This window comes from Pseudomonas sp. PA-1-3F (assembly GCF_021609665.1).
GTDB lineage: Bacteria > Pseudomonadota > Gammaproteobacteria > Pseudomonadales > Pseudomonadaceae > Aquipseudomonas > Aquipseudomonas paracarnis.
In genome coordinates this window covers 1-24,382 of the sequence record NZ_WJZD01000003.1, presented here as the reverse complement: position 1 = coordinate 24,382, position 24,382 = coordinate 1, and the positions used below count along the sequence as shown (strand labels likewise).

The following is a 24,382-nucleotide window of genomic DNA, read 5'->3' as shown; positions in this document are numbered from 1 at the left end:
GTCCCGCGCACCTTGTTTACCCTGAGGCTGTCAGCTCCGGGCCGCCTTGGCATCCACAGAGAGGGGTAACCGCCAGAGTCCGGTGGAACCCTTCAGCCGGGCACTTGTCCCCGCTTCCCATGTCACCACCCAGCCCACAGATACCTTAATTTTCCAAGCCTGCCGGAAGCCACTCCAGGCCCTCGGCTGCGCCCGCTATTTTTTCCTGGGCGCCCGGCACTGCCGATCCAAGCGGCAAAACTGAATACGGACATTCTCGTCAACCGTGAATTATCAGGCAGGTTACCCATGCAGTTCAGCGACTTACTGGCAGCGATCTCCACCCATGCGATCCGTCTGCAGACCGAAGGGGGCGACCTGATCGTCCTGGGCGATGACGAAGCGTTGGACGACGCGCTCTGGGATCAATTGATCGCGCACAAACCCCAACTGTTGCAGTTGGTCGCCGAACATGGCGGTGACTGGCTGAGTCCGGCCTACCGCATCACACCGGACATGCTGGCCCTGGTCAACCTCGACCAGCCGGCCATCGACCGCATCGTCGCGGCGGTCCCAGGCGGCGCGGCGAATGTGCAGGATATCTACCCCCTGGCGCCGCTCCAGGAAGGCATGCTTTATCACCATCTTTCGGCGCAGAAGGGTGACCCTTACGTGCTGCACGCGCAGTTCGTGTTCGACAGCCGCGCACGCCTTGAGGCCTTTGCCGAGGCGTTGCAATGGGTCATCGACCGTCACGACATCCTGCGTACCTCGATGGTCTGGGAGCGCCTGGACGAGCCGCTGCAAGTGGTGTGGCGCAAGGCTGTGCTGGCCTGCGAAGAGGTGCCTCTGGACGGTGCTGACCGCCTCGCTCAATTGCTCGCTCGCTATGATGCCCGCGCTTATCGCATGGACCTGGGCCAGGCGCCGCTGCTGCGCCTGGTATTCGCTGACGACCCGGCCAACCAGCGGGTGGTGGCGATGCTGCTGTTCCACCACACCATCCTTGATCACACGGCCCTGGATGGCGTTCGGCATGAAATCCAGCTGTACCTGGCCGGGCAGCAAGCCCAGGCCCCTGCACCGATAGCGTTTCGCAGCTATATCGCCCAGGTGCGCCATGGCGTCAGCGAGCAGGTCCATGAGGCGTTCTTCCGCGACATGCTGGCGGATATCGATGAACCGACGCTGCCGTTCGGCCTGCAAGATGTGCAGGGCGGCGGCCAGGGGATCGACGAAGTGCGCATTCCCGTCGACAGCGCTCTGAGCCGCCGCCTGCGCAGCATGGCGCGCCCGCTGGGGGTGAGTGTGGCGAGCCTGATGCACCTGGCTTTGGCGCGAGTGCTGGGTGCAGTCTCCGGTCGGGAGGCGGTGGTATTTGGCACTGTGATGCTCGGGCGCATGGGCGCAGGTGAGGGCGGTGAGCGGGCCTTGGGCATGTTCATCAACACCTTGCCACTGCGGGTGGATGTGGGTGAGCAGGGCGTGCGCGCTGCGGTCAAGATCACCCATGAACGCCTCACGCGCTTGCTCGATCACGAACATGCGTCCCTCGCGCTGGCACAACGGTGCAGCGGCGTGGCGGCGCCTACGCCGCTGTTCAGCGCGATACTCAACTACCGTCACAGCGCGGCCACCGACATGGCGGCGGTGATCGAAGTCGCCGACGGCATCCAGGTGTTGGGCGCCGAGGAGCGCACCAATTACCCGCTGACGCTGAACGTCGATGACCTGGGTGAAGACTTCGCCCTGACCGTGATGGTTGATGCGTCCATTGGCGCGCAGCGGGTTGCGGGTTATCTGCATACGGCCTTGGAAAGCCTGGCCGAAGCCCTTGAACAACGACCGGATATGCCGCTCTGCGGCCTGAACATCCTGACTGACGCTGAACGCCACCATTTGCTGCACACTTTGAATCATTGCTCCACGCATTACGCCGACACCCAACTGATCCACCAGCAAGTCGAAACCCACGCCGCTGCCCGGCCCGATGCCATTGCGTTGCGCTTCGAGCACCACGTCCTGACCTACCGCCAACTCAACGAACGCGCCAACCAGGTCGCCCACGCGCTCCTGGCCCACGGCGTGTGCCCCGACGCGCGCGTGGCGATTTGCGTGGAGCGTGGCCCGCAGATGATCATCGGCCTGCTTGGCATTCTCAAGGCCGGTGCGGGCTATGTGCCCATCGACCCGGCCTATCCCCAGGAACGCATCGCCTACACCCTGGCCGACAGCCAGCCGGTGGTGGTGCTGGTGCAGGCAAACACGGCGCAGCGGGCCGGCGCACTGGCCCGGATCGACCTGGACCACCTGGGCCCGTTGCCCATCACCAACCCTGGGCTGCACCTGAGCCCGGCCAACCTGGCCTACGTCATCTACACCTCCGGCTCCACTGGCCAGCCCAAGGGCGTGATGATCGAGCATCGCCAGGTCGCACGCCTGTTCAGCGCCACCCACCACTGGTTCGGGTTCAACCCGCACGATGTGTGGGCGCTGTTCCATTCCTTCGCGTTCGACTTTTCCGTGTGGGAAATCTGGGGCGCGCTGATGCACGGCGGCCAGTTGCTGATCGTGCCGCAACTGGTCAGCCGCTCGCCGGATGAGTGCTACGCGCTGTTGTGCGACGCCCAGGTGAGCATCCTCAACCAGACGCCGAGCGCGTTCCGCCAGTTGATCGCGGCCCAGGGCAACAGTGCCCAGTCCCATTCCTTGCGCCAAGTGATTTTCGGCGGCGAAGCCCTGGAACCGGGCATGCTCAAGCCGTGGTACGCACGGGCAGTGAATGCCGGTACGCAACTGGTGAACATGTACGGCATCACTGAAACCACCGTGCATGTGACCTACCGTGCGCTGGAAGCGGCCGACGCGCACTTGGTCGGCGTGAGCCCGATTGGCGTGCGTATTCCCGATTTGCAGTTGTACGTGCTGGATGAGCGCCATGAGCCCTTGCCCCTGGGTGTGGTGGGCGAGTTGTACGTGGGCGGTGCCGGGGTGGCGCGTGGTTACCTCAACCGCCAGGCGCTGAATGCCGAACGCTTCCTTGCCGACCCGGCCACCGGCTTGCGCATGTACAAGACCGGCGACCTCGGCCGCCTGCTGGCCGACGGCAGTGTTGAGTACCTGGGGCGTAACGATGACCAGGTCAAGATCCGTGGTTTCCGTATCGAACTGGGTGAAATCCAGGCGCACCTGGCCACTGCCAGCGGCGTGCGCGATGCGGTGGTGATCGCCCGTGAAGATCAGCCGGGCGACAAACGCCTGGTGGCCTATGTGATCAGCGATGGCGAACTCAACGTGGCCGCCCTGCGTGACCATCTACTGCTGAGCCTGGCCGAACACATGGTGCCCAGCGCCTTCGTGCGCCTGGATACGCTGCCGTTGACCACCAACGGCAAACTCGACCGCAAGGCCTTGCCCGCACCCGATGCCGACGCCGTGGCCCGGCGCGAGTATGCGGCGCCCCAGGGGGCGGTGGAAACCACCCTCGCCATGCTCTGGCAAGACCTGCTCAACGTCGACCGTGTCGGTCGTGAGGACAATTTCTTCGAACTCGGCGGCCATTCGCTGCTGGCGGTCAAACTGATCGAGCGCATGCGTCAGGTCGACCTCAGCGCCGATGTGCGCGTGCTGTTCGGCCAACCGACCTTGGCGGCGCTCGCTGCGGCGGTGGGCGGCCAGCAGACCGTGCAGGTGCCGGCCAACCTTATTCAAGCAGACACGCCGGCCATCACCCCGGGCATGCTGCCCCTGGTCGAGCTGGATCAGGCCGCTATCGACCATATCCTTGAGGCCGTACCCGGTGGCGTTGCCAACGTGCAGGACATTTATGGCCTGGCGCCGTTGCAGGCCGGCATTCTCTACCACCACCTGGCGACCACCGAGGGCGACCCCTACGTGTTGCAGGTGCAGTTGCGGTTTCACGACCAGGGCGCCGTCGACGGGTTTGTCAACGCGCTGCACACGGTGATCGAGCGCAACGATATCCTGCGCACCGCCATCCTCTGGGAGGGCCTGGAAGAGCCGGTGCAAGTGGTGTTACGCCAGGCACCCTTGGTGATCGAACGCCTGGATGCGCTAGGCAGTGATGCACTGGAGCATCTGCAACAGCGTTTCGACCCACGCCACTATCGCCTGGACCTGTCACGCGCCTCGCTGATGCGCCTGGCGTATGCGCAGGACAGCCACGGCTTGGTCGGCATTTTGCTGCTGCACCATATCCTCCTCGACCACACGGCCCTGCACGTGCTGGTCAAAGAGATGAGTGCCAGCCTGCATGGCCACAGCGCGCAACTGCCTGACGCGGTGCAGTATCGCAACTACGTGGCCCAGGCCCGCCTCGGTGTCACCCAGGCCCAGCATGAAGCCTTCTTCAGCCAGATGCTGGGCGACATCGACGAGCCGACCCTGGCCTTCGGCTTGCAGGACGTGAATGGTGACGGCAGCGGCATCCATGAAGCGCGCCTGCCGCTGGAGCCTGCGCTCAACCTGGGCTTGCGCGAACAGGCGCGGCAACTGGGCGTGAGCACCGCGAGCCTGGTACACCTGGCCTGGGCCCAGGTGCTGGGCCAGGTGTCTGGCCAGCAGGAGGTGGTATTCGGCACCGTGTTGCTGGGCCGTATGCAGGGCGGCGAGGGCGCGGACCGGGCGCTGGGGATGTTTATCAATACCTTGCCGCTGCGGGTCAGCGTTGGCAGCGTCGGCGTGCAGGCCGGCGTGCGCGCCACCCATGCGCGCCTGGCGCAACTGCTCGGGCACGAACATGCCTCGTTGTCCCTGGCCCAGCGTTGCAGTGGCGTGCCGGGCTCGCTGCCGCTGTTCAGCACCTTGCTCAACTACCGGCACAGCGCAGCCGATGAAGCGCCGGGGGACAACCCCTTTGCCGCTTCCGGTATCGAGATTCTCAGCTCCGAAGAACGTAGCAACTATCCGCTGGTGCTCAACGTTGATGACCTGGGGAGTGGCTTTGCGCTGACGGTGCAAGGCGTCGCGCACCTGGATGTGCAACGCGTGGGTGAGTACATGCTCACCGCGTTGCGCCATGTGGTGAGCGCGCTGCAGCATGCGCCGACCACGCCGCTGCAGGCGGTGTCGATCCTGCCGCCTTCCGAGCGTCATCAAGTGCTGGTAGGTTTCAACGCCACCGCCCGGCAATACCCCTCGCAACTTACTGTCTCGCAACTGTTTGAAGCTCAGGCGCTGGCTCGCCCTGAAGCGTCGGCGGCGGTGCAGGGCGAGCTGTCACTGAGCTACCGTGACCTCAATCGCCGTGCCAACCGCTTGGCCCATCATCTGATCAGCCAGGGTGTGCAGCCCGGCGAAAGCGTGGCGATTGCCTTGCCGCGTTGCCTGGATCTGCTGGTCTGCCAACTGGCGATCCTCAAGTGCGCTGCGGTGTATGTGCCGCTGGACGTCAACGCGCCTGTCGAACGCCAGGCCTTCATCGTCAAAGACAGCGGCGCACGCCATGTGCTGGACGACCTGGCGCAGTTGGATCTGGACGCGCAGTCGCCCGCTAACCCAGACTTGGCCCAATCCGCGCAGAGCGTTGCCTACATCCTCTACACCTCCGGCTCCACCGGGACACCCAAGGGCGTGCAAGTGCCCCACCTCGCCATCTCGCGGCTGGTGCTGAACAACGGTTTTGCCGAATTCAATGCCCACGACCGGGTGGCCTTTGCTTCTAACCCGGCATTTGACGCCAGCACCCTCGAAGTGTGGGCACCGTTGCTCAATGGCGGTTGTGTGGTGGTGGTCGAGCAGGTGCGGTTGTTATCCCAAGCCGCGTTCGCCGAGCTGTTGCGGGAACAGACGGTCAACGTGTTATGGATGACCGCCGGGCTATTTCATCAGTACGCCGATGCGTTGATGCCGGTGTTCCGCCAATTGCGCTACCTGATCGTCGGCGGCGACGTGCTTGACCCTCAGGTGATTGGCCGGGTACTCAAGCTCGGCAAACCCCAGCATCTGCTGAATGGGTATGGCCCGACCGAAGCCACCACGTTCTCCACCACGTTTGAGGTCACTACCCTTGGCGAGGGCGCTATTCCGATTGGTCGACCGATTGCCAACGCTCAGGCCTATGTACTGGACGCGCGCCAGCAACCGCTGCCCGTGGGTGTGACCGGCGAGCTCTATATCGGCGGTGCGGGCGTTGCGAAAGGCTACTTGAATCTGCCTCAGCTGAGCGCGGAAAAATTCGTCCCGAACCCATTCGGCGATGGCCAACTCTACCGCAGCGGTGATCTGGCCTGCTGGCGAGCCGACGGCAATTTGATGTATCTGGGGCGCAATGACCTGCAGGTGAAGATTCGTGGCTTTCGTATCGAACCCGGTGAAATCGAAGCGTGCCTGTGTGCCTGTGCCGGGATCAGGGACGTTGTGGTATTGGTTCGCGAAGACGAGCCTGGCCACAAACGGTTAGTGGCCTATTACACCGCCGACGCAACGTTGGATATCGCAACCCTGCGAGCTCATGTGCAAGGCCGGTTGCCCGATTACATGGTGCCTTCGGCTTATGTGTGGCTGGCGCAGTTGCCGCTCACCGCCAACGGCAAGCTCGACCGCAAGGCATTGCCGGTACCCGACCAGGCCGCCTTGATCAGCCGTGGCTACGAAGCCCCACAAGGCGAGGTGGAAAGCCTGCTGGCGCAGATCTGGCAGGACGTGCTCAAGCTTGAACGCGTGGGGCGCCATGATCACTTCTTCGAATTGGGCGGGCATTCGTTGCTGGCGGTCAGCCTGATCGAACGCATGCGCCAGGTGGGCCTGAGCGCCGATGTGCGCGTGTTGTTCAGCCAGCCAAGCCTGGCCGCGCTGGCGGCAGCCGTGGGCAGCGGCAGAGAAATCGTGGTGCCCGCCAATGGCATCCCCACCGGCTGCATACAGATCACACCGTCGATGCTGAGCCTGGTGCAACTCACCCCGCAGGCCATCGCGCGGATTGTCGCCAGCGTGCCGGGTGGTGCAGCGAATATCCAGGATATCTACCCGCTGGCGCCGCTACAGGAAGGCATTCTCTACCACCACATCAGCGCCGAGCAGGGCGACCCGTACCTGCTGCAATCGCGCATGGCCTTTGACACTGCCGAGCGCCTGCACGGCTTTATGGGCGTGCTGCAACAGGTGGTGGCGCGCCACGACATTCTGCGTACCGCTGTGGTGTGGGAAGGGCTCGAAAGCCCGGTGCAAGTGGTGTGGCGCACCGCCCAGTTGGGGGTGCACGAGGTGATGCTCGACCCGGCACATGGCGACGTGATGGCGCAACTGCATGAGCGTTTCGATGCGCGTCACTACCGCCTCGACATTACCCAGGCGCCCTTGCTGCGCATGGTCTATGCCCAGGACCCGGCGCACAACCGGGTCGCGGCGATCCTGCTGTTCCATCACCTGGCGCTGGACCACACCGCCATGGAAGTGGTCGGCCAGGAAATGCGTGCCTTTATGTTCAACCAGGCCCAGGATTTGCCCGTCGCCGCGCCGTTTCGCAACTATGTGGCCCAGGCGCGACTGGGCGTCAGTGTGGCGCAGCATGAGCAGTTTTTCCGCGACATGCTCGCCGAGGTCGACGAGCCCACCTTGCCGTTTGGCCTGCAGGATGTGCAGGGCGATGGTCGTGCAATCGAAGAAGCCGAGGTGCACCTGGAAGCGGGCCTGGCCCAGCGTGTACGCCAGCAGGCGCGCCAACTGGGCGTCAGCGCCGCCAGCCTGATGCACCTGGCCTGGGCCCAGGTGTTGGGCCTAGTCTCGGGCCGCGACGAGGTGGTGTTCGGCACGGTGCTGATGGGCCGTATGCAAGCCGGCGAGGGCGCAGACCGTGCGCTGGGGATGTTTATCAACACCTTGCCGCTGCGGGTCGATATTGCAGCCGGCGCAGCGCAGGCGGTCAAAGCCACCCATGCACGCTTGAGCGCCTTGCTCGGGCATGAGCATGCGTCACTGGCCCTGGCCCAGCGTTGCAGCGGTGTGCCGACCAGCACGCCGCTGTTCAGCGCCTTGCTCAATTACCGCCACAGCAACCCAGGCGAAATGGCCCGCGACGGCCACGGCATCTGGGAAGGCGTGCAACTGCTGGGCGGTGAAGAACGCAGCAACTATCCGCTGACCCTGAGCGTGGATGACCTGGGCGCAGGCTTTGGCCTGAGCGTGCTGGCCGTGCCGCAAATCGGCGCGCAGCGCCTGTGCGACTACATGCTCAGCGCCGTGGAGCAACTGGTTGCCACCCTTGAGACGGCGCCCCACCGCGCGCTGCGCCAGTTACCGATTCTGCCCGCCGCAGAGCGCGACACGGTGCTGCGCGAGTTCAACGCCACTGCCCACGACTTCCCCCATGGCCAGACGGTGCACGGTGCGTTTGAGGTACAGGCCGAGCGCCAACCCCATCGCATTGCCGTGCAGCAAGGCAGCGAGGCGCTGACGTATCAGCAGCTCAATCAACGGGCCAACCAGTTGGCTCATCACTTGCTGGAACTCGGCGTGCAAGCCGATGACCGCGTGGCACTGTGTTGCCGTCGCGGCCCGCAGATGCTGGTGGGGCTGTTGGGCATTCTCAAGGCTGGCGCGGGCTATGTGCCGATCGACCCGGCGTACCCCGCCGAGCGTATCGCCTACTTGTTGCAAGACAGCGCGCCCGTGGCGGTGCTGGCCGAGACCAGCACGCGGGAGCTGCTGGGGCCCGTCGCCGTGGTCGATCTGCAGGACCCCGGTTGGCAGCGCCACGCCGTCAGCAATCCGCAACTGCCCGCCCTGACGCCCGCGCACCTGGCGTATGTGATCTACACCTCCGGTTCCACCGGCCAGCCCAAGGGCGTGATGGTGGAACACCGCACCGTGGAAAACCTGGTGCATTGGCACTGTGAGGCCTTTGGTCTGACAGCGGTCAGCCACACCAGCAGCGTGGCCGGCATGGGGTTTGATGCCATGGCCTGGGAAGTCTGGCCGGCCCTGTGCGTCGGCGCGACCCTGCACCTGCCACCCGCCGACATCGGCAACGAAAACATCGATGAACTGCTGGCCTGGTGGCTGGCACAGCCGTTGGACGTGAGTTTCCTGCCCACCCCGGTGGCCGAGTACGCGTTCAGCCTGCCCCAGCAGCACCCCACCTTGCGCATCCTGCTGATCGGCGGTGACCGCCTGCGTCAGTTCACCCAGGAGCGGCGCTTTGCGGTGGTCAACAACTACGGCCCCACCGAAGCCACGGTGGTTGCCACCTCCGGCCGCGTGCGGGCCGGGCAGGTGTTGCATATCGGCCGGCCTGTCGCTAATGCCACCAGCTACGTGCTGGATGCGCACCTGCGCCCGGTACCGGTGGGCGTGGCCGGTGAACTCTATGTGGGCGGCAGCGGCGTGGCGCGGGGTTACCTGAACCGTCCCGAGCTGACGGCCGAGCGCTTCCTGCAAGACCCGTTCAACCCAGGGCAGATGTACCGCACCGGTGACCTGGTGCGTTGGCTGCCCGATGGCAACCTTGAGTACCTGGGCCGTAACGACGACCAGGTAAAACTGCGCGGTGTGCGGGTTGAACTGGGTGAAATCGAAAGCCGCCTGACGGCACTGGACGGCATCCGCGAGGCCGTGGTGCTGGTGCGCGAAGGCCGCCTGTTGGCCTGGTTCACCGAACAGCGCCCGCTGCAGATCGAGACCTTGCGTGCGCACCTGCAGGCCCAACTTCCCGAGGCGCTGGTGCCGGTCGCCTACATGCGGCTTGATCAGTTGCCCCTGACCGCCAACGGCAAACTGGACCGCAAGGCATTGCCAGAGCCAGACCAGTGCGCCTTGCTCAGCCGTGAATACCAAGCCCCCCAGGGTGACGTCGAAACCACCCTGGCGCGGCTGTGGGCCGAGGTGTTGCAGGTGGAGCAAGTGGGTCGCCATGACCACTTCTTCGAACTGGGCGGCCATTCATTGCTGGCCGTCAGCCTCATCGAGCGCATGCGCCAAGCCGGCCTCAGCGCTGATGTGCGCGTGCTATTCAGCCAGCCAACCCTGGCCGCGCTGGCCGCCGCTGTCGGCAGTGGCCGCGAAGTGCAGGTGCCGGCCAATTGCATCAGTGCCGGTTGTCAGCGCATCACCCCGGACATGCTGGCCCTGGTGGACCTCGACCAGTCGGCGATCGACCAGGTGGTGGCCCAGGTGCCTGGCGGCGCTGCCAACGTGCAGGACATCTACCCGCTGGCGCCGTTGCAGGAAGGGATTTTCTATCACTACCTCACGGCGGCGCAGGGCGATCCTTACCTGCTGCAATCACACCTGGCGTTTGACGGTGTCGAGCGCCTGCAGGCCTTTATGCGCGCACTGCAACAGGTGATCGACCGCCACGACATCCTGCGCACCGGGGTGGTGTGGGAGGGCCTGGCGCAACCGCTGCAAGTGGTGTGGCGCCAGGCGCAGTTGTGCGTGCAGGAACTGCAACTGGAAGGTGACGTACTCGCCGGCCTGCACGAGCGGTTTGATGCGCGGCGGTATCGCCTGGAGATCAGCCAGGCGCCGCTGATCCGCCTGATGTACGCCCAGGACCCGGCCAACCAGCGCGTGGTGGCGGTGTTGCTCTATCACCATATCGTGTTGGACCACACCGCCTTCGACGTGGTGTTGCGCGAAATGCAGGGCCACTTGTTGGGCCACGCAGCCCCCACCGCCGCGCCAATGCCGTATCGCAACTATGTGGCCCAGGCCCGTTTGGGTGTCAGCGAACAGGAGCATGAACAGTTCTTCCGCCAGATGTTGGGCGATGTTGACGAACCGACGTTGCCGTTCGGCTGGCAGGACGTGCGCGGCGACGGCAATGCCATCGACGAACATACCCTGCAACTGGACAGCCAGCTCAACCGCCGCCTGCGCAGCCAGGCACGGCTGCTGGGGGTCAGTGCTGCCAGCCTGTTCCATCTGGCCTGGGCGCAGGTGCTGGCCGCGGTATCGGCGCGCCATTCGGTAGTGTTTGGTACGGTGCTGGTGGGTCGTCTGCAAGGCGGCGAGGGCGCCGACCGCGCTCTGGGCGTGTTTATCAACACCTTGCCGTTGCGCCTGGATATCGACGACCAGGGCGCCCGCGCCGCCGTGCGGGCCACCCATTCGCGGCTGACCCAATTGCTTGGCCATGAACACGCCTCCCTGGCCTTGGCCCAGCGTTGCAGTGGCGTAGCGGCCCCGGCGCCCTTGTTCAGCTCGATGCTCAACTATCGCCATCGCGGCGCCGCCACCCGTTCGGCGGATGCGCAGTTGGCATGGGAAGGCATGCAGACCTTGGTCAATGACGGGCGCACCAATTACCCGCTGACCTTGAACGTGGACGACCTGGGCGACGGCTACGCGTTCACCGCCCTGGCCCAGGTGGATGCGCAACGGGTGTGCGGGTATATGCATAACGCGTTGAGCGGCCTGGTCGAGGCTCTTGAGCAGGCCCCGCACCAGGCGCTGAACCGCCTGCCGGTGCTGGGGCTGCAAGAGCGGCAACAACTGCTGGTGCAGTTCAACGCCACCGAGGTGAACTACAACCTCGACCAGACCCTGCACGGGCTGTTTGAAGCCCAGGTTGTACGTACCCCGCAGGCCGTGGCGGTGAAGGCCGGCGAGCACACCTTGAGCTACCAGCAACTCAATGAACGCGCCAACCGCCTGGCCCATCACCTGCGTGACAGCGGTGTGCGCCCGGATGCACGGGTGGGCATCTGCGTCGAGCGCGGCCTGGACATGGTCGTCGGCCTGTTCGCCATCCTCAAGGCCGGCGGTGCCTATGTGCCGCTGGACCCGGCGTACCCGCCAGAGCGCATCGCCTACATGCTGCACGACAGCGCGCCGGTGGTGGTGCTGGCCCAAAGCGCCACCCGCACCCTGCTGGGGGACGTGGCGGTAGTCGACCTCGACCACAGCACCTGGCAACACCAACCCGCCACCAACCCGCAAGTACCAAACCTCATTGCCCAACACGCGGCCTATGTGATCTACACCTCCGGTTCCACCGGCCAACCCAAGGGCGTGATCAACGAACATGCCGGGGTGGTCAACCGCCTGTTGTGGATGCAGGACGCCTATAGCCTCAAGGCCCACGATGCGGTGTTGCAGAAAACCCCGTTCAGCTTCGACGTGTCGGTGTGGGAGTTCTTCTGGCCGCTGTTCACCGGCGCGCGTCTGGTAATGGCGCGCCCTGAAGGGCACAAGGACCCGGCGTACCTGTGCGAGGTGATCGCGGCGGAGCACATCACCACCTTGCACTTTGTGCCGTCGATGCTCGATGTATTCCTGGCCCACGGCGATGTCAGCCAGGCGGCGGGGTTGGTGCGGGTGATGTGCAGCGGCGAGGCCTTGCCGGGCAGCCTGGTGCGGCGTTTCAAGCAGCAGTTGCCGGGGATTGGTTTGTACAACCTGTATGGCCCCACTGAGGCGGCAGTGGACGTGACGGCCTGGAACTGCGCACGGCCCGAGGTGCCGGACAACACCCCGATCGGCAAGCCGATTGCCAACACCCGCCTGTATGTACTCGATGGGCAGTTACAGCCGGTGCCGCTGGGCGTGGTCGGTGAGCTGTTCATCGCCGGCGTGCAAGTGGCGCGGGGTTACCTGAACCGTCCTGAGCTGACCGCCGAGCGCTTCCTCGACGACCCGTTCACCCCCGGGCGCATGTACCGCACCGGTGACCTGGGCCGCTACTTGCCCGACGGCACGCTCGAGTACCTGGGGCGCAACGACGATCAGGTGAAGATCCGTGGCCTGCGCATCGAACTGGGGGAAATCCAGGCGCGCCTGATCGAGCATCCGGCGGTCAAGGACGCCGTGGTCGTCGCCCGTGACCAGCGCCTGGTCGCGTATTACACCGGCGCGCCCACCGATATCGAAAGCCTGCGCGCCCAACTGTTGCAGCACCTGCCTGACTTTATGGTGCCGGCGCTGTTCATGCACCTGGACGCCTTGCCCCTGAGCCCCAACGGCAAGCTCGACCGCAAGGCCCTGCCTGCACCCGGTATGGACGCCTTGCAGGTACGTGAGTACGCGGCGCCCGAAGGCGACACCGAGATCCTCCTGGCCCAGCTCTGGGCCGAGCTGCTCAAGGTGGAACGGGTAGGGCGCCACGACAACTTCTTTGAACTGGGCGGGCACTCGCTGCTGGCCGTGAGCTTGATCGGGCGCCTGCGCCAGGAAGGCATGGAAGCCGATGTGCGGGGCTTGTTCGAACAACCGACCCTGGCCGGCTACGCCGCAATGACCGAACGAATGGAGATCGTCCTGTGAACATCCTCGAGCTGCTGGCAACCCTGAAAACCAAGGATGTGCAACTGGCGCTCAAGGGCGAGCAGTTGTCGGTGAACGGCAACAAGCAAGCCTTGAGCGACCCGTCGATCTTGGCCGCCTTGCGTGAACACAAGCCGGCGCTGATCGAGCTGATCAAGGCCGGTGAATACACCGCGACCAAGGCCGGTGAGGTGCAGGTGCCGGCCAATGGCATCCCGGCCAATGCCGAGCGCATCACCCCCGACATGCTGACCCTGTCGACCCTGAGCCAGGACGAGATCGAGCGTATTGTCGCCACGGTGCAGGGCGGCGTGGCGAATATTCAGGACATCTACCCGTTGGCGCCGTTGCAGGAAGGCATCCTGTTCCACCATGTCAGTGCCGAGCAGGGTGACCCCTATGTGATGCAGTCGCAGTTCGCCTTTGACAACCTTGCGCGTTTCGATGCGTTTGCCCAGGCGCTGCAACGGGTGATGGACCGTCACGACATCCTGCGTACCGGGGTGGTCTGGGATGGCCTGACGCAACCCTCGCAAGTGGTGTGGCGCCAGGCACGCCTGCCGGTGCAAGCCTTGATGCTGGACCCGGCCGATGGCGATATCGCCGCGCAACTGCATGACCTGTTTGATGCCCGCCACTATCGCCTCGACGTCACCCAGGCGCCGTTGTTGCGCCTGGTGCGCGCTGAAGACCCGGCCAACCAGCGCATCGTCGCCACCCTGTTGTTCCATCACATGGCGCTCGACCACAGCGCCCTGGACGTGGTGTGCCACGAAATGCAGGCGTGCCTGTTGGGCCAAGGCGCGGCCCTGGGCCAGGCCGTACCGTTTCGCAACTATGTGGCGCAGGCGCGGTTGGGGATAAGCGAGCAGGAGCACGAACGTTTCTTCCGGCAGATGCTCGGTGATATCAGCGAGCCCACCTTGCCGTTCGGTTTGCAGGACGTGCAAGGTGATGCGCGGGGTATCGCTGAAGTCAGCCTGCCATTGGCGCCGGCACTGGCCCAGCGCTTGCGCGGGCAGGCGCGCCAACTGGGCGCGAGCGCCGCCAGCCTGTTTCACCTGGGTTGGGCCCAGGTGCTGGGGGTGTTGGCCGGCAAAGCCCAGGTGGTGTTCGGCACCGTATTGATGGGGCGCATGCAGGGCAGCCATGACACCGACCGCGCCTTGGGCATTTTCATCAATACCTTGCCGTTTCGCGTGGACGTAGACGCCCAGGACGTACGCACCGCAGTCAAGGCCACCCACGCACGCCTGACCACCTTGCTGCGCCATGAGCACGCGGCGTTGGCCCTGGCCCAGCGTTGCAGTGGCGTGCTCGCGCCGACGCCGCTGTTCAGCGCGCTGCTCAACTATCGCCACAGCGCGCCCGCCGCCAGCGCCGAGGCGGTGTCGGCCTGGCACGGTATCACCGCACTGCGCGCCGAGGAGCGCACCAACTACCCGCTGACCCTGAGCGTGGACGACCTGGGTGAGGGCTTCGGCCTGAGTTTGCTGGCCAGCACCCTGGTTGACCCTCAGCGCGTCTGCGCCTACCTGCACACCGCGCTGGAAAACCTGGTGAGCGCACTGGAGCAGGCCCCCCATACCGCGCTTGATCAACTCTCGGTGGTGCCCGCCGCCGAACAGCGCTTGCTGCTGGAACAGTTCAACACCACCCAGACCGTTTTCCCCCAAGGCACCACCCTGCATGGCCGCGTCGAAGCCCAGGCCGCGCTCACGCCGCACGCCATTGCCGCTGTGCATCAGGGCCGGCAACTGACTTACGCCGAATTGAACCAGCAAGCCAACCTGCTGGCGCATCATCTGCTGGCGCTGGGGGTCAAGCCCGACGACCGCGTGGCCATTGTCGCGCGGCGCGGCCTCGACACCCTGGCCGGGTTGCTGGCGATTCTCAAGGCCGGCGCCGGTTATGTGCCGGTGGACCCGTCCCACCCGGCCGAGCGCCTCCACTATTTGCTCAGCGACAGCGCGCCGGTGGCGGTACTCACCCAGCATGCGTTGCTGACGCGCCTGCCGGTGCTGGAAGTGCCGGTGATCAACCTGGACCGCTTCACCTGGCAGCACCATTCGGCGAGCAATCCCACAATCGCCGTCGGCCCGACGAATCTCGCCTATGTGATCTACACCTCCGGCTCCACTGGCTTGCCCAAGGGGGTGATGGTGGAACACCACAGCGTCGCCAACCTGGTGGACTGGCATTGCAGCGCCTTCGACCTGCGCGCCGGGCGGCATACCGCCAGTGTTGCCGGTTTCGGCTTTGACGCGATGGCCTGGGAAGTGTGGCCGGCGCTGTGTGTGGGCGCCACCTTGCACCTGCCACCGGCCCATGAGGGCGGCGAAGATATCGACGCACTGCTGGCCTGGTGGTGCGCGCAGCCACTGGACGTGAGCTTTCTGCCGACGCCGGTGGCGGAATACGCCTTCAGTCAGAACATCGAGCACCCGACCTTGCGCACCTTGCTGGTCGGTGGCGACCGCCTGCGCCAGTTCGGGCGGGCGCAGCGCTTTGAGCTGGTCAACAACTACGGGCCCACCGAAGCCACGGTGGTGGCCACTTCCGGCAAGGTCGAGGCGGGCCAGCCGTTGCATATCGGCAAGCCCATGGCCAATGCCAAGGTCTACGTGCTCGACCCACACCAGCGTCCGGTGCCGCTGGGGGTGGCGGGGGAGTTGTACGTGGGCGGCAAGGGCGTGGCACGCGGTTACCTCAACCGCCCGGAACTGACTGCCGAGCGCTTTGTGCGCGACCCGTTCAACGAAGGACGCATGTACCGCACCGGCGACCTGGTGCGCTGGCTGCCGGACGGCACACTCGATTACCTGGGGCGCAACGATGACCAGGTGAAAATCCGTGGCGTGCGCATCGAACTGGGCGAAATCGAAACCCAGCTCAACCAGTTGCCCGGGATTCTGGAAGCGGTGGCGGTGGTGCGTGAAGAACGGCTGGTGGCCTACTTCACCGAAAACCCACAACTGGACCCGCTGACGGTGGCCCAGATTCGCGCCCACCTGGTGGCGCATCTGCCGGACTACATGGTGCCCGTCGCGTTCATGAAACTCGACGCACTGCCACTGACGGCCAATGGCAAGCTTGACCGCAAGGCCCTGCCGGCCCCGGACATGGCCGCCGTCTTTACCCGCGAGTACGCCGCGCCCCTGGGCGAAATCGAAACCGTGCTGGCGCAGATCTGGGCCGAGGTGTTGCAGGTGCAGCGCGTGGGGCGCTATGACCATTTCTTTGAGCTGGGTGGGCATTCGCTACTGGCCATGCGCATGGTGTCCCAGGTGCGCCAGCGGCTGGGCGTCGAGTTGGCGCTGGGCGACCTGTTTGCCAACGCCGAACTGGCGGCGGTCGCCGAGGTACTGGCCCAGGCCGGTCGCAGCACCTTGCCGGATATCTTGCTGGCCAACCGTGATGAGGACGTGCCGCTGTCCTTCGCCCAGCAACGCCTGTGGTTCCTGGCCTTGATGGAAGGGGCCAACACCGCCTACAACATTCCCATCGGTTTGCGGTTGCGCGGGCAGTTGCATGTGCAAGCGTTGCAACGGGCCCTGGCGCGCATTGTGGCGCGGCATGAAACCCTGCGCAGCCGCTTCGCCCAGCAGGGTGACCAGGCCCAGGTGCTGGTCGTGCCGGCCGAAGAGGTGTTGGCGCTGCAAGTGCAGGACCTGCGTCGCCATCCGCAGCCGCAACAGGCCCTGGACGCGCTGATCCACGGCGAAGCTTCGGCACCGTTCGACCTTGAGCGCGGCCCGTTGCTGCGCGGGCGCCTGGTGATGATGGCCGATGATCACCATGTGCTGTTGCTGACCCTGCACCATATCGTCTCTGACGGCTGGTCCATGGGTGTGCTGACCCGCGAGCTGATGGCGCTGTACCAGGCTTTCAGCCACGGCCACGCCGACCCGCTGCCGCCCTTGCCGATCCAGTACGCCGACTTTGCCGTGTGGCAACGCCTGTGGCTGAGCGGCGAGGTGCTGCAGCGCCAAAGCAGCTACTGGCAACAGGCGTTGGCCGGTGCGCCGGTGTTGCTGACCTTGCCCACCGACCGCCCGCGCCCGGCGCAGCAGGACTACGCTGGCAGCAGCGTCGAAGTGCGCCTGGATGAACGCCTCACCGCCGGGCTCAAGGCCTTGAGCCAACGCCATGGCACCACCTTGTACATGACCTTGATGAGCGCTTGGGCTTCGCTGTTGGCGCGCTTGTCCGGGCAGCCCGAGTTGGTGATCGGCACGCCGGTGGCCAACCGCATGCGCACCGAAGTCGAAGGGCTGATTGGCCTGTTCGTCAACACCCTGGCGCTGCGTATCGACACCTCGGGCGAGCTGAGCACCGAGGCGTTGATGGCGCGGGTCAAGGCGCTGACGCTGCAAGCCCAGGCCCATCAGGACTTGCCCTTCGAGCAGGTGGTGGAAATCACCCGGCCGCCGCGCAGTCTGGCCCACAGCCCGCTGTTTCAGACCCTGCTGAGCTGGCAGGACAGCAGCGCGCCGACCCTGGCCCTGGGCGACCTGGCCCTGGAGAGCATTGTCGAGAACAGCCATTTCGCCAAGTTCGACCTGTCGTTGAACCTGGGGGAAGTGCAGGGCAGCATCCTCGGTGCGCTGGAATATGCCGTGGCCCTGTTTGACGAATCGACGATGCAGCGTTACGTCGGTTATTTCACCCGCGTGTTGCAGGCCATGGTCGATAACGACCAGGCGGTGCTGGCGCAGGTGCCGCTGGTGGATGCGCGCGAGCGTCGGCAACTGCTGGTGGATTTCAACGCCACCGCCGTTGAGTACAACCTCGACCAGACCCTGCACGGCCTGTTTGAAGCCCAGGTACTGCGTACACCCCAGGCCATTGCCCTGAAGGCGGGCGCGCAGCAACTGAGCTATGCCGAACTGAACGCGCGCGCCAACCAGTTGGCCCATCACCTGCAAGCCCTGGGTGTGCAACCCCAGGCGCGGGTGGCGATCTGCGTGGAGCGTGGCCTGGACATGGTCATCGGCCTGTACGCGATCCTCAAGGCCGGCGCCGCCTATGTGCCGCTGGACCCGGCCTACCCGTTGGAACGCATCGCCTACATGCTCCACGACAGCGCGCCGACGGTAGTGCTGGGCCAGTCCAGCACCCTTGGGTTGCTGGGCGAGGTGCCGGTGGTAAACCTGGATTCGCCCACCTGGCAGCACCAACCCACCCATAACCCGCAGGCGGCCAGCGTGGCGGCCTACGTGATCTACACCTCCGGCTCCACCGGTCAGCCCAAGGGTGTGATCAACGAACACCCTGGGGTGGTCAACCGCCTGCTGTGGATGCAAGACGAATACGCGTTGACCGCCAGCGATACGGTCTTGCAGAAAACCCCGTTCAGCTTCGACGTGTCGGTGTGGGAGTTCTTCTGGCCGCTGTTCACCGGCGCACGCCTGGTCATGGCGCGCGCTGGCGGGCATAAAGACCCTGACTACCTGTGCCAGGTGATCGAGGCCGAGGGGGTCACGACGCTGCATTTTGTGCCGTCGATGCTCGACGTGTTCCTGGCCCACGGCGATGTCAGCCAGGCCGCCGGGCTGGTGCAGGTGATGTGCAGTGGCGAAGCCCTGCCGGGCAGCCTGGTACGGCGCTTCAAACAGCAATTGCCGGGGGTTGGCTTGTACAACCTGTATGGCCCCACCGAAGCGGCGGTGGATGTCACCGCGTGGGACTGCGCAGGCGCCGTGGTGCCGGATAACACCCCCATCGGCAAGCCGATTGCCAATACGCGCCTGTATGTACTGGACGAGCAGTTGCAGCCGGTGCCGTTGGGGGTGGTCGGTGAATTGTTCATCGCCGGCGTGCAGGTGGCGCGGGGTTACCTCAACCGTCCTGAGCTGACAGCCGAACGCTTCCTCGACGACCCGTTTACCCCGGGGCGCATGTACCGTACCGGTGACGTGGGTCGCTACTTGCCCGACGGCACTCTCGAGTACCTGGGGCGCAATGATGACCAGGTGAAGATTCGTGGCTTGCGCATCGAACTGGGGGAAATCCAGGCGCGCCTGACCGAGCATCCAGCGGTGCAGGAAGCTGCCGTGATTGCCCGCGAGCAGCGCCTGATCGCCTATTACACCGGCGTGCCGAGCGACGTGGAAAGCCTGCGCACCCACCTGCTGCAACACCTGCCGGAATTCATGCTGCCGACGAGCTTTATGCACCTTCAGGCGCTGCCGCTGAGCCCCAACGGCAAGCTCGACCGCAAGGCACTGCCGACGGCGGGCCTGGACGCGTTGAGCGTGCGCGACTATGAAGCGCCCGTGGGTGATACGGAAATCACCCTGGCCGCACTGTGGGCCGAATTGCTCAGCGTGGAGCGCGTGGGTCGGCATGACAATTTCTTTGAATTGGGTGGCCACTCATTGCTGGCAGTCAGCCTGATCGGGCGCATGCGCCGCCTGGGCTTGTCGGCGGATGTGAAAGTGCTGTTCGGCCAACCGACCTTGTCCGCCCTGGCTGCGGCCTTGGGCGGTGGGCGTGAAGTGACGGTGCCGGCCAATCGCATTGCGGCCGATTGCACCCGGATTACGCCGGACATGCTTGCGCTGATCACCCTGGACCCCGCTGCCATCGAGCGCATCGTTGCCAGCATCCCCGGCGGTGTGGCGAATGTGCAGGATATTTACCCGCTGGCACCCTTGCAGGCCGGCATCCTGTATCAGCATCGCGCCGTGCAAGGTGACGATGCCTATGTGCTGCAGGCGCAGTTTGCCTTCGACAGCCGCCTGCGCCTGGACGCCTTTGCCCATGCCTTGCAGGCGGTGATCCAGCGCCATGACATCCTGCGTTCATCCTTCCACTGGGACGGGCTGGAGGAGCCGGTGCAGGTGGTATGGCGCACCGCCTCATTACGTATTGAAAACGGCTCGGTGCCGCCACGCCTGGACCTCGCCCAGGCACCTTTGATGCGCCTGGTGTATGCCGAGGAGTCGCAGCGGGTGGTGGCGACGTTGCTGTTCCACCATCTGGTGATGGACCACATCGCGTTGGACATCCTGCAACACGAAATGCAGGCCTTCCTGTTGGGCACGCAAGACACCTTGGCCGCGCCCGTGCCGTACCGCAACTACGTGGCCCAGACTCGTCTGGGCGCTGAGGACCACGAGCCGTTTTTCCGCGAGATGCTCGCTGAGGTCGACGAACCCACCGACGTACCGCACCTGGGTGCCGATGAGCGCGTGAAGGTGAGTCTCGACCTGGGGTTGAGTCGGCGCCTGCGCCACCAGGCGCGTCAAGCGGGAGTCAGCGCCGCCAGCCTCATGCACCTGGCCTGGGCCCATGTGCTGGGCACGGTCTGCGCCCGTGAACAGGTGGTGTTCGGCACGGTGATGCTCGGTCGCCTGCAAGGCGGCGAAGGTGCCGAGCGCGCCATGGGTGTGTTTATCAATACCTTGCCGCTGCGAGTCGACCTGGGTGAACACTCGGTACTGACCGCGCTGCGTGCCACCCATGGGCGCCTGACCCAACTGCTCAGCCATGAACACGCGCCCTTGGCGCTGGCCCAGCGTTGCAGCGGCGTACCCATGGCCACGCCGTTGTTCAGCGTGCTGTTCAACTACCGCCACAGTGCGCTCCAGGCCGGGGGCGTGGCCGAGGCGTGGCAGGGGATCGAGGTGCTCAAGACCGAGGAACACACCCACTACGGCGTGTCGATGAGCGTGGATGACCTGGGTGAAGGTTTCAGCCTCACGGCCATGGGGCAGGGGGCCCGACGCTTGGGCGACTACCTGCATAACGCCTTGGTGCAGGTGGTGCAGGCACTGGAAGAGCGCAGCGACATCGTCCTCAGTAGTTTGCCGATCCTGCCCCTGGCTGAACGCCAGCAACTGCTTGAGGGCTTCAACGCTACGGCTCGTGCGTTCCCACGTGAACACAGCGTGCAGCAGGTGTTCGAAGCCCAGGCGCAGGCGCGCCCCGACGCGGTGGCGGTGCTGCACGGCGAACAACGGATAAGCTATGGCGAACTCAACCGCCGCGCCAACCGCCTGGCCCATCACCTGCTCGGCCTGGGTGTGCGCCCCGGCGATAACGTGGCGATCCTGCTGCCACGCTCGGTGGCGTTGCTGGTCAGCCAACTGGCGATTCTCAAATGCGCCGCCGCCTATGTACCGTTGGACATCAGCGCGCCGGCCGAACGCCAGGGCTTCATGCTGCAAGACAGCGGCGCGGCCTGGCTGTTGACCGGTAGCGACTGCAGCGTGGAGAGCGCGGCGCAGCGCCTGGACCTGGACACCCTGGCCCTTGACTCACACCCCGACCACAACCCGGGCCTGCTGCAGTCCTCGCAGAGCGTGGCGTACATCATGTACACCTCCGGCTCCACCGGCATGCCCAAAGGCGTATTGGTGCCTCACCGTGGCATCACGCGCCTGGTGCTCAACAACGGCTACGCCGATTTCAGTCCCAATGACCGAGTGGCCTTCGCTTCGAACCCGGCCTTCGATGCCAGCACCATGGACGTCTGGGGGCCGTTGCTCAACGGCGGTCAGGTGCAGGTGATCGACCACGCCACCTTGCTCGACCCGCTGGCGTTCGGCGCGGCACTCAACGGCGTGACGGTGCTGTTCGTCACTACGGCGCTGTTCAACCAGTATGTGCAACTGATTCCCCAGGCCCTGGCCGGCTTGCGTATTTTGCTGTGCGGCGGCGAGCGTGCCGACCCGGCGGCGTTCCGCAACCTGCTGGGGCTGGCTCCGGGGCTGCGCCTGGTGCATTGCTACGGGCCGACCGAGACCACCACCTACGCCACCACTTTTGAAGTGCGCGCCATTGCCACTCAAGCCGACAGCGTGCCGGTAGGGCGACCCATTTCCAACACGCAGGTCTACGTGCTGGATGCGCAGTTGCACCTGCTGCCCCTGGGGGCGACCGGCGAAATCTGCATCGGCGGCGACGGTGTCGCCCAGGGCTACCTGAACCGCCCTGAGTTGACGGCGGAAAAGTTCGTGCAAAACCCGTTCAACCCAGGCGCCTTGCTGTACCGCACCGGCGACCTCGGACGCTGGACCGCAGACGGCCTGCTGGAGTGCATCGGGCGCAATGACGATCAAGTCAAGATCCGTGGCTTTCGCATTGAGCTGGGTGAGATCGAAGCACGCTTGGCGACATTCTCCGGAATCCGCGAGGGGGTGGTGCTGGCCCGCGAAGACGTGCCGGGGGACAAACGCCTGGTGGCCTATTTCACCTGGGCGGGCGAGCCGGTCGGAATCGAGCCGGTGCGTGCTTATCTGCAGGCGCACTTGCCGGCCTACATGGTGCCGTCGGCCTTTGTGATCCTTGAGCAACTGCCGTTGACGGCCAATGGCAAGGTCGATCGCAAAGCCTTGCCGGTACCGACGTGGGAAGCTTCGGCCAGCGGCACATTTGAAGCACCGGTCGATGCACTGGAGCAGACCTTGGCCCAGCTGTGGGCCGAGGTGTTGAAGCTTGAGCAGGTGGGGCGCCATGACAGTTTCTTCGAACTGGGCGGGCATTCCCTGTTGGCAATTCGCCTGGTCAATCGGCTGGACGAGGCCGGGTTGCCGGTGTCGCTGGCCGAGCTGTTCGAGCATGCCAGCGTGGCCTCGGTCGCGGCGCTGCTGCGCCTGCGCGGTGACGACGTGCTACCTGAGACGGCGGTGATCACAGTGCGTAGCCGCGGGGCGCAGGCACCGTTATTCCTGGTGCATGAGTTCAGTGGCATGGACGTGTACTTCCCGGCGCTGGGCCAGCACCTGCCTGGCGATTACCCGATTTATGGCCTGCCGGGCCTTGCGCTCGGCGAGGCGCATCTGGACAGCATGGAAGGCCTGGCCGCGCGCATGGTCGGGCTGATTCGCCAGATCCAGCCCCACGGTCCTTACCGGTTGGCGGGGTGGTCCTTTGGGGGTGTGCTGGCCTATGAAGTTGCCATGCAGTTGCTGGGGCAGGATGAGGCCGTGGCGTTTCTGGGCTTGATCGACAGCTACGTGCCGCGCATGACCGACCAGGGCAAGTCACGCTGGAGCGGGCCGGATGCCCTCAAGCGGCATTTGTTGTTGCAGTGCACGGCCTATTGGAAGGCACAGGGAGGTGTGGATGAGCTGGCGAACCTGGAACAACTGGAGGCAGGCCTTGGACAGCTGGACTTTGCAGCTCTGCTGCAACGCTGTCGCGATCAAGGTTTGCTATACGCGCAAATGGCAGCGGCGACGGACGCCGACCTGCTGAGCTTTTTGCAACGGGAAGTCGGGCATGGGCATGCCCTGGCCCACTACAGCCTGTTCCCGCTGCCGATCCCGGTTCACTTGTTCAGCGCCGAGCAGCGGCCTACGGAACTGTCGCGGCGCAGTGCCGCGCTGGGTTGGGACATCGCCCTGGCGCCTGGGCAACTGCGCCAGGTGCAGGTGCCGGGGGATCACCAGAGCATGATGCAGGCGCCGCATATCCAGAGCCTTGGCCAGGCCATGAGCCGAGCGCTGGCGGCGAGTACTCCGGTGAGTTGCGCGGCGCACTCACCCTTGCTGCGTATCCAGAGCGGGCGCGCCGGTTATGCGCCGGTGTTCTGCGTGCCAGGCGCGGGAGACAGCGTCACCGGCTTTGTGGGTTTGAGCGAAGCGCTGGGGCGCGACTGGCCGCTGTATGGCTTGCAGCCGCGGGGGCTGGATGGCGAGGCGGTGCCCCATAGCCAGGTGGAAGCGGCGGCCCAGTGTTACCTGGCGGCGCTGGAACAGGAATGCCCCGAAGGGCCGGTGCATCTGGTCGGGCATTCGTTCGGCGGCTGGGTGGCACTGGAAATGGCGCTGCGCTTGCAGGCAATGGGGCGTGAGGTGGGGTCGTTGACGGTGATCGACAGCGAGTCGCCGGGGCGTGCGGGCAAGGCATATACCTCGACGGCGGCGTTGTTGCGGTTGATCGAGGCGATGCAGTTGGCGGCTGGGAAGTCGCTGGGGATTGATCCTGTGGACTTTGCCGGGCGCGATGAAGTGGCGCAGCGACAAGCGTTGCATGGGGGGATGGTGAGCGTGGGGTTGTTGCCGGCGCGTGCGGCGCTGGAGGCGATGGATGGGCCGGCGCGCACTTACGCGGCGGCGTTGCGCACGGTGTATCAGCCGCAAGGGCGGTATGACGGGGTGGTGCGCCTGGTGTTGGCGCAGGACCCGGCGTTGGATTCGGCGGGGAACCAGCGTGAGCAGGGGGTGATGAT

2 protein-coding genes are annotated in these 24,382 nt (G+C 65.2%); both read left to right on the top strand.

Going from position 1 to position 24,382, the window contains the following annotated elements:
• The first annotated feature begins 288 nt into the window (after positions 1–288).
• Positions 289–13,200 carry a non-ribosomal peptide synthetase gene (locus GIV26_RS02480; RefSeq protein WP_236279434.1) on the top strand — a complete coding sequence of 4,304 codons (12,912 nt, stop codon included), beginning with the start codon at positions 289–291 and terminating at the stop codon, positions 13,198–13,200.
• Positions 13,197–24,382, top strand: an 11,186-nt coding sequence (locus GIV26_RS02475) for a non-ribosomal peptide synthetase (protein ID WP_236279433.1), incomplete at its 3' end; no start/stop codon positions are given. The genes GIV26_RS02480 and GIV26_RS02475, both read left to right, overlap by 4 nt.